This is a genomic window from Ensifer sp., assembly GCF_035999185.1.
Lineage (GTDB): Bacteria > Pseudomonadota > Alphaproteobacteria > Rhizobiales > Rhizobiaceae > Ensifer.
The window spans coordinates 1-8,075 of record NZ_DASYHB010000066.1; the positions used below are offsets into that span (position 1 = coordinate 1).

The following is an 8,075-nucleotide window of genomic DNA, read 5'->3' on the forward strand; positions in this document are numbered from 1 at the left end:
CCGCTCTCTGGCCGACAGCGATCCGGACATCTTCGGTGCGATCGAGAAGGAGCTGGGTCGTCAGCGCCACGAGATCGAGCTGATCGCCTCCGAGAACATCGTTTCCCGCGCCGTGCTCGAAGCCCAGGGCTCGATCATGACCAACAAATATGCCGAGGGCTACCCGGGCAAGCGCTACTACGGCGGCTGCCAGTTCGTCGACATCGCCGAGGAACTGGCGATCGAGCGCGCCAAGAAGCTCTTCGGCGTCAACTTCGCCAACGTTCAGCCGAACTCCGGTTCGCAGATGAACCAGGCCGTGTTCCTGGCGCTGCTGCAGCCGGGCGACACCTTCATGGGCCTCGATCTCAACTCGGGCGGTCACCTGACGCACGGCTCGCCGGTCAACATGTCCGGCAAGTGGTTCAACGTCGTTTCCTACGGTGTGCGTGAAGACGACCACCTGCTCGACATGGACAACGTTGCCGAACAGGCGCGCAAGCACAAGCCGAAGCTGATCATCGCCGGCGGCACCGCCTATTCCCGCATCTGGGACTGGAAGCGCTTCCGCGAGATCGCCGACGAAGTCGGCGCCTGGCTGATGGTCGACATGGCCCACATCGCCGGCCTCGTTGCCGGTGGCCAGCATCCGTCGCCGTTCCCGCATTGCCACGTTGCGACAACCACGACGCACAAGTCGCTCCGCGGCCCGCGCGGCGGCATGATCCTGACCAACGACGAAGATATCGCCAAGAAGATCAACTCCGCCGTCTTCCCGGGTCTCCAGGGCGGTCCGCTGATGCACGTCATCGCTGCCAAGGCGGTTGCCCTCGGCGAAGCGCTGGATCCGTCGTTCAAGGACTATGCGGCCCAGGTCGTCAAGAACGCGCGCACGCTTGCCGAAACGCTGAAGGCCAACGGCCTCGACATCGTCTCCGGCGGCACCGACAACCACCTGATGCTCGTCGACCTGCGCAAGAAGAATGCAACCGGCAAGCGCGCGGAAGCCGCCCTCGGCCGTGCCTTCATCACCTGCAACAAGAACGGCATCCCGTTCGACCCTGAAAAGCCGTTCGTCACCTCGGGCGTCCGTCTCGGCACGCCGGCTGGCACGACCCGCGGCTTCAAGGAAGCCGAGTTCAAGGAAATCGGCGAGCGGATCGTCGAAGTCCTCGATGGCCTCAAGGTCGCCAACTCCGACGAAGGCAATGCCGCCGTCGAAGCCGGCGTTCGCGAGAAGGTCGTCAAGCTGACCGACCGCTTCCCGATGTACGGCTACATGTGATCGGTCGCTCATGCGCTGCCCCTATTGCGGATCTGAAGACAGCCAGGTGAAGGACAGCCGTCCGGCAGAGGACGGAAATGCCATTCGCCGCCGCCGGATTTGTCCGGATTGCGGAGGTCGTTTCACGACCTTCGAACGGGTGCAGCTGCGTGAGCTCATGATCATCAAGAAAACCGGTCGGAAGGTTCCTTTCGACCGGGACAAGCTTCTGCGTTCCTTTGAGATCGCATTGAGGAAACGCCCGGTCGATCGCGATCGCATCGAGCGGGCGGTTTCCGGCATCGTTCGCCGCCTTGAAAGCTCAGGCGAAACGGAAATTCCTTCGGAAGAAATCGGCTTGCAGGTGCTCGAAGCGCTGAAGAGCCTCGATGACGTCGCCTTCGTGCGCTACGCTTCGGTCTACCGCGATTTCTCGCATGCCGAAGATTTCGAGAAGGTCATCACCGAGATCAGCGCCAAGATCGCGCGCGATCCGGGCGAATAGGCGAAAGCTGGACAGAGCCATGGCAGAACCCGCCCGTGAAGACGAGAGGTTCATGGCCGCGGCTCTGAGGCTCGCCCGCCAGCATCTCGGCCAGACGTCGACCAACCCTTCCGTCGCCTGCCTGATCGTCAAGGACGGCGTCATCGTCGGCCGCGCCGTCACGGCGCGAGGTGGCCGTCCGCACGCCGAGACCCAGGCGCTTACTGAGGCCGGTGAGAAGGCAAGTGGAGCGACCGCCTATGTGACGCTTGAGCCCTGCTCGCATCATGGCAAGACACCGCCCTGCGCCGACGCTCTCGTCGCATCCGGGGTTGCCCGCGTGGTTGTCTCGATCCTCGATCCGGACGAGCGGGTTGCCGGGCGCGGTATCACGCGCCTGCGTGATGCCGGCATAACCGTCGATATCGGCGTTCTGCCCGAAGAGGGGCATGCCGCGCTTGAAGCCTACCTCATGCGCCAGGTCAGCCGGCGCCCCTATGTGACTCTCAAACTGGCGGTTTCCGCTGATGGCATGATTGGCCGAAAGGGAGCAGGACAGGTGCGCATCACCGGGCCCATTTCCCGTGGACAGGTGCAGATGCTCAGATCCGAGACGGACGCGATCCTGGTCGGGATCGGTACGGCAACGGCAGATGATCCTGAATTGACCGTGCGGTTGCCGGGTCTCGAAGATCGGTCACCGGTGCGTATCGTGCTTGATCGCCGTCTTGACCTGCCGCTCACGTCGAAACTGGTGCGCACAGCGCGCGAGGTTCCCGTGATCGTCATTTCCGGCGGATCGGACGAGGCAGGGGGCGACGCGGCCGAGGGGGCTGCACGCAAGTTGGCGTTGGAAGCGGCCGGTGTCGAGGTGCTCCAAGCGGGTTCGATAGCCGATCTCCTTTCGGCACTTGCGTCGCGCGGCATCTCTTCGCTCATGGTTGAAGGCGGAGCGGTTGCGGCTCGCGCCTTTCTCGATGCGGGTCTTGTCGATCGGATCCAGCTTTACACGGGCCCCGTGACGATTGGCAAAAGCGGGATCGCATCCCCATTTGATCGGAAATCCATCCCCGCGGGCTTCAGGCGTGTTGCCGAAGCGCGGTATGGCGACGATCTGTTCGAGGAATACGAAAGAGAGAACTGATGTTCACAGGCATTGTTACCGACATTGGCACGATCGATAGCGTGACCCCGCTGAAGGAAGGCATCAAGTTGCGTGTCGCCACGCAATACGATCCGAAGACGATCGACATGGGCGCTTCCATCGCCCATTCCGGGGTATGCCTGACGGTCACCGCTCTTCCCGATGCGGGCAGCAACGAGCGCTGGTTCGAGGTCGAGGCCTGGGAAGAAGCGTTGCGGCTGACGACGATTGCGGGCTGGACGAAGGGCACGCGGATCAACCTCGAGCGTTCGCTCAAGATCGGCGACGAGCTCGGGGGACATCTCGTCTCCGGGCACATCGACGACAAGGCAGAAATCCTCTCGGTGGAGCCGGAAGGCGATGCCGTGCGCTTTCGCCTGCGTGCACCGACGCACCTGGCGCGGTTCGTCGCGCCGAAGGGGTCGGTTGCTCTCGACGGCACATCATTGACCGTCAACAAGGTCGAAGGCGCCGAGTTCGACGTGCTCCTGATCCGTCACTCGCTGGAGGTCACGACCTGGGGCGAACGCAAGGCCGGAGATTTCGTCAACTTCGAAGTCGACACCATGGCCCGCTACGCGGCACGGTTGGCCGAGTTTCCGGCGCCGAAGCCGGAATAGGCGCTGTTGACGCTTTCAAATGTGAGCCGCCCCGGCTGAGGCGGCTCGTCTTCCCGGACGTATGTGGTTGCGGTTAACGCAGGTAGAAGGTCAGGCTGCCATCCGCCGCCTGTTCGGCGCCGGCGATGTTGTTCATTTCGACATTTTGGGCCTTCAGCTTGGCGGCAAGCGGCTTGTTGCCTTCAACGGCTGCGTGCAGGGACGAAAGCTGTTGTGGTGTCGCTTCGGTGATCATCGTGCGTGTCTGGCTCGATTCCTTCAGCGTATCGACGTCAACGACCGTGAAGTGGTCGCCCTTGAAGTCGCGCACCGTCCGGTCAATGTCAGCCGGCCAGTTCATGGCGGCGCTCGCTGCGAAGGAGACGCCGCCGAAGGACAGAGCGGACAGGGCAGCGATGACGGAAAGCTTGGCTATGCGGTTCATGGTCATGCTCCTTTGGTTGCCGTGAAGAGCGTAGCCGACCACATACCCGAACGCGGGACCCTTGCGGGCCTCGGGGGCCGGACACGATCAGCGATCACAGCAGGCCAGCAGGGTTCGTTTGCGGGAAGACTTTTCTCCGCAGCAAAAGCGCTGGACCGTTTCGACTAATTGGTCGGCGTTCGCTCTCGTCTTGGGGGAGGTCGCGTCGTGCCAACGCCCAGGAAACTGGGCTTGAATGTGGCCGTTTCCGTGGCGCAAAGGTCTGGAAAACAATTAAAAATTGTTCATGTTTCGGCGTGCGCGCGCATCCAGTTCGTCGTCGTTGCTGCCGCCGGCTTGTGATGGCGTTCAAACATGATGACGTGGTTGCCGTGATAGGTCGTGCGCCAGAATTCCTTGAAGCCGTGCTTTTCCGCGACCCGGATGGAAGCACGGTTGCCGACGTCGATGATGCAGGTCTTGCGCAGTGTGGGAAACTGGCGATCGGCCCATTTGAGGGCTGCGCTGACGGCCTCTGTCGCAAGCCCCTGGCCATGCGCCTTTGGCGACAACGCCCATCCCGTTTCCATCGTGCCTTCAAGCGATGGCGTGATGGCGCGATGCACGTCATGAAAACCGGCTTCGCCAAGGAAGGCTCCGGTTTCTCGATCCTGAATGGCAAAAAAGCCGAAGCCGAAGTAATGCCACATGCCGACCTGACGCAGGAATCGTGTCCAGGACTGTTCCCGCGTGAACGGCACGCCGCCGACAAATCGGGTCACCTCGCCGTCGCCAAAGAGCGCAGCATAGGAGGGGAAATCGTCGCGGCGATAGGGGCGCAGGATGAGGCGGTCTGTCTCGATGATAGGCACGCTATGCATATTCGATCCTATACTGTGGTGAAGTCAGGCGCCGGGCTCGCCGTCCCAGTAATCGACGGCGCTTTCCGGTCGGCCGACGAAGCTCAATCCCTTGGCGCCGCGCGTCCTTGCGAGGAATTTGCCGGAATCCGGATATTCACAAATATCGGTTGCCGCCTTGGTCGAGATCGACAGGTACTTCAGCGGCACGCTGCCCGTGTTGATCAGGTGATGCGCCGTCTCCGGCCCGCCGGCGGGCGCGCCCAAAATGTCGCCAGGCCCGACCGCATGACGCTCGCTGCCGAACCGGTATGTGCCTTCACCCTCAAGGATGATGAATAGCTCTTCTTCGACATGGTGGTTGTGAAATGGGCAGCCGGATTTTCCTGGCGGCACCTCTCCATAGCCGATCCCGAGGTTCGTCAGGCCAAGGAGAGTACCGAAGGCGGCGTCGCGGGATTCGAAGAACGAGCCCTTGGTCCAGTGGTCGAGCGCGAGGTCCCTGGGGTTGACGATCGGTCTTTTCGTGTCGGTCAAATGTTCCTCCTTCGCGTCGCTCCTCCGACGCGTTTCTATCCGTGTCGCGCGTTGGCCCGGTCGTCAACCTGCGATCGCTAAATTTCGCGTCGGTGGTAAAAGGAATACATCTTGGTGTTGCAATCCAATAATGAAACCACCGAAGCGCTATTGCCCGCCGGTTTCACGACACGTCGCGCTCAAGCCGTGAACCGGTGTTGATCGTGCCGTGGTGGCGCCCTGAATGCGACGGGGACGGAAGGGCATTGCCCTTCTTGTCGCCGAGCACGCGCGTGGCAGCGAGTGCGCGCCTTGAGGGCGTTGGACGCGGCAAAAGGCCGTCTGCAGTGGAATTTGCTTGCCATTCGACGCGCGGCATGGTTTGACCGCGCCTCGGCCGGTCGCATCCGGCGAACTCTCAATGACAGGTGATCCATGGCGAAGACCACGGCTGCCCACATTCTGATTGTGGAAGCTCGCTTCTATGACGATATGGCCGACGCTCTGCTCGACGGCGCGAAACATGCGCTGGACGCCGCCGGGGCGACCTATGATATCGTAACGGTTCCGGGTGCGCTCGAAATCCCGCCGGCGATTGCCATGGCGCTGGACGGTGCGGACGAGGGCGGCACGGAGTATGATGGTTTCGTAGCCCTTGGCATGGTCATTCGCGGCGAGACGTATCATTTCGATATCGTTGCGAACGAATCCTCGCGTGCGATCATGGATCTTGCCGTCAGCGAGAGCCTCGCGATCGGCAATGGCATTTTGACGGTTGAGAATGACGATCAGGCCTGGGCGCGCGCCCGCCGGTCGGAAGGCGACAAGGGTGGGTTTGCCGCACGCGCAGCGCTCACCATGATTGAACTTAAGAAGAAACTGGGCACGGAAAAGTGACGAAGACACCCTCGGATCAACCGCTGAAGCAAGTCAACCAGCGCGGCGCCGCGCGCCTCGCAGCGGTGCAGGCGCTCTATCAGATGGATATTGGCGGCACCGGCGTGCTCGAAGTGGTTGCCGAGTATGAGGCGCACCGCCTCGGCCAGGACGTTGACGGCGACACCTATCTGAAGGCGGACGCTTCCTGGTTCCGCTCGATCGTATCCGGCGTCGTGCGCGACCAGCGCAAGCTCGACCCGTTGATCGGCTCGGCTCTGCAGGACGACTGGGCGCTTTCGCGCCTCGATTCCACCGTGCGCGCCATTCTGCGTGCGGGCACTTTCGAGATGCTGGAACGCAAGGATGTGCCGGTGCCAGTGATCGTCACCGAATATGTCGAGATCGCCAAGGCCTTCTTCAGCGAAGACGAGCCCAAGCTGGTCAACGCCGTCCTCGACCGCATCGCCAAGCAGGTGCGTGGCGAAACGAGGAAATAGGCATCATGGTCGCGGTGACGTCGGATGACATGGGCGGCGCCCTTCGCGAAGCGCGCCGCAACGTTTTCCATCTGACCGCCGCGCAGGCCGTGCTCGGTGTCGTCGGGCCTATCTGCTTTTCAATTGGCGGTGTCGCGGGCTATCAAATGCTGGCGGACGACAAGTCGTTGGCCACCGCACCGCTGACGGCCTTCAATGTCGGCATGGCGCTTGGCGTCGTTCTCGTGGCGATGCTGTCACGCGTGATCGGCCGTCGCTATGCGTTTATCACTGGCACGGGCATCGCGGCCGTTGGCGCCGCCCTTGCCGCGGTCGCGCTCTTCCGGGAGAGCTTCTGGCTTTTCGCCTTCGCGCTCGCCATGCTCGGCTCGTCGAACGGCTTCACGCAGAAGCTTCGTTTCGCGGCTGCCGATGCCTCCCCCTCGTTCTACAAGCCCAAGGCGATTTCGTTGATCCTTGGTGGCGGCATCGTTTCGGCGGTGCTCGGCCCACAGATCGTCATCTTCGCCGGCGATCTCTTCGCTCCGGTTGCCTTTGCCGGAGCCTTTGTCGTTCTTATTCCGATTTGCCTCGTCGCGGCCCTGTTCTTTGTACCGCTGCGCCTGCCTTCGCCTGGTGCGATGGTCAGTGGTCACCATGACCAGGTGGCGCGCCCGCTCGGCGAAATCGTGCGCAGCCAGCGCTTTATCACCGGCATGGTCTGCGGGATTTCGAGCTACGCGCTGATGACCTTCATGATGACCGGCGCGCCGGTCGCCATGGTGGTAGGCTGCGGCTTTTCCACCGATCTCGCGACGCTCGGCATTCAATGGCATGTGCTTGCAATGTTCGCCCCGAGCTTCGTGACCGGCATGCTCATCAGCCGCTTCGGTGCCGAACGCATAGTCGGTTGCGGCCTGCTTCTCCTGATGGCCTGCGCCGCGGTCGCCCATATGGGCATCGAGCTCTGGAATTTCTGGGGCGCCCTGGTACTGCTCGGCCTCGGCTGGAACTTCGGCTTCATTGGCTCGACGGCCATCGTTGCCAGCAGCTATCGCCCGCAGGAAGCCGACAAGGTGCAGGCCTTCCACGACATCATCCTGTTCACCACCGTCGCCGTATCCTCCTTCGCCTCGGGCAAGGTGCTCACGGCCTATGGCTGGGACACCTTGAACGCCGTCGTCTGGCCAGTCACCATCGTCTGCCTGGTGCTTCTGCTGCTCCTGAAGCGGGCGCCCCGCAGCGCCGCCGCCTGACCCTTATCCCTTGAAATGCGACGCCATCGGAACGCCCTGTCTGCGGCGTTTTCCGGGGCTTGACGATCTCCCGTTGCAACCGCACTCTGGCCGCGCCGTGAGGGGTGCTGCTTGAGGAGGTGGTGCGTGATTCGCGGTTTTGAGGGGCCTGCGGCCGGGAGTGAGTCCGCGGGTTGTAACGGAGGGTAATGCGA

10 protein-coding genes are annotated in these 8,075 nt (G+C 62.5%); 7 read left to right on the forward strand and 3 right to left on the reverse strand.

The window, feature by feature from the left end; translation table 11 throughout:
- The 4 genes from glyA to VGO04_RS06955 all read left to right on the forward strand — a co-directional run.
- On the forward strand, positions 1-1,264 hold a 1,264-nt coding region (gene glyA, locus VGO04_RS06940; RefSeq protein WP_327495223.1), incomplete at its 5' end, for a serine hydroxymethyltransferase.
- 10 nt (positions 1,265-1,274) lie between these two features.
- On the forward strand, positions 1,275-1,748 hold the full coding sequence (nrdR, locus tag VGO04_RS06945) for a transcriptional regulator NrdR (protein ID WP_034803756.1): 474 nt from the start codon (positions 1,275-1,277) through the stop codon (positions 1,746-1,748).
- A gap of 19 nt (positions 1,749-1,767) precedes the next feature.
- Positions 1,768-2,871 carry a bifunctional diaminohydroxyphosphoribosylaminopyrimidine deaminase/5-amino-6-(5-phosphoribosylamino)uracil reductase RibD gene (gene ribD / locus VGO04_RS06950; RefSeq protein WP_327495224.1) on the forward strand — a complete coding sequence of 368 codons (1,104 nt, stop codon included), beginning with the start codon at positions 1,768-1,770 and terminating at the stop codon, positions 2,869-2,871.
- Positions 2,871-3,491, forward strand: coding sequence for a riboflavin synthase (locus VGO04_RS06955; protein WP_327495225.1), 621 nt, complete (start codon positions 2,871-2,873; stop codon positions 3,489-3,491). The genes ribD and VGO04_RS06955 overlap by 1 nt, the downstream gene beginning before the upstream one ends.
- 73 nt (positions 3,492-3,564) lie before the next feature.
- Here VGO04_RS06955 and VGO04_RS06960 read toward each other — a convergent pair whose 3' ends face one another.
- The 3 genes from VGO04_RS06960 to VGO04_RS06970 all read right to left on the reverse strand — a co-directional run bounded on the left by VGO04_RS06960 (position 3,565) and on the right by VGO04_RS06970 (position 5,291).
- Positions 3,565-3,915, reverse strand: a complete 351-nt coding sequence (locus tag VGO04_RS06960) for a hypothetical protein (protein WP_327495227.1) — start codon at positions 3,913-3,915, stop codon at positions 3,565-3,567.
- Between the two features lie 284 nt (positions 3,916-4,199).
- Positions 4,200-4,775, reverse strand: coding sequence for a GNAT family N-acetyltransferase (locus VGO04_RS06965; RefSeq protein ID WP_327495228.1), 576 nt, complete (start codon positions 4,773-4,775; stop codon positions 4,200-4,202).
- Between the two features lie 24 nt (positions 4,776-4,799).
- A complete protein-coding gene (locus VGO04_RS06970; protein WP_327495229.1) occupies positions 4,800-5,291 on the reverse strand; it encodes a cupin domain-containing protein in 492 nt (163 codons plus the stop codon).
- 414 nt (positions 5,292-5,705) lie between these two features.
- Here VGO04_RS06970 and ribH point away from each other — a divergent pair, with 414 nt between their 5' ends.
- Genes ribH through VGO04_RS06985 form a run of 3 tightly spaced genes read left to right on the forward strand, consistent with a single transcriptional unit; the run spans position 5,706 to position 7,881 of the window.
- Entirely contained in the window at positions 5,706-6,167 is a 462-nt protein-coding gene (gene ribH, locus VGO04_RS06975) for a 6,7-dimethyl-8-ribityllumazine synthase (protein WP_065777466.1), read from the forward strand.
- On the forward strand, positions 6,164-6,646 hold the full coding sequence (gene nusB / locus VGO04_RS06980; protein WP_327495230.1) for a transcription antitermination factor NusB: 483 nt from the start codon (positions 6,164-6,166) through the stop codon (positions 6,644-6,646). Before ribH ends, nusB begins: the two co-directional genes overlap by 4 nt.
- A gap of 5 nt (positions 6,647-6,651) precedes the next feature.
- Positions 6,652-7,881, forward strand: coding sequence for an MFS transporter (locus VGO04_RS06985; protein ID WP_327495232.1), 1,230 nt, complete (start codon positions 6,652-6,654; stop codon positions 7,879-7,881).
- Positions 7,882-8,075 lie beyond the last annotated feature (194 nt).

Bases quoted from the DNA above. Each gene is read 5' to 3' on its own strand.
- ribH (WP_065777466.1), top strand. From the start codon at position 5,706: ATGGCGAAGACCACGGCTGCCCACATTCTGATTGTGGAAGCTCGCTTC.
- ribD (WP_327495224.1), top strand. From the start codon at position 1,768: ATGGCAGAACCCGCCCGTGAAGACGAGAGGTTCATGGCCGCGGCTCTG.
- VGO04_RS06955 (WP_327495225.1), top strand. From the start codon at position 2,871: ATGTTCACAGGCATTGTTACCGACATTGGCACGATCGATAGCGTGACC.
- VGO04_RS06985 (WP_327495232.1), top strand. From the start codon at position 6,652: ATGGTCGCGGTGACGTCGGATGACATGGGCGGCGCCCTTCGCGAAGCG.
- VGO04_RS06965 (WP_327495228.1), bottom strand. From the start codon at position 4,775: ATGCATAGCGTGCCTATCATCGAGACAGACCGCCTCATCCTGCGCCCC.
- VGO04_RS06960 (WP_327495227.1), bottom strand. From the start codon at position 3,915: ATGAACCGCATAGCCAAGCTTTCCGTCATCGCTGCCCTGTCCGCTCTG.
- nrdR (WP_034803756.1), top strand. From the start codon at position 1,275: ATGCGCTGCCCCTATTGCGGATCTGAAGACAGCCAGGTGAAGGACAGC.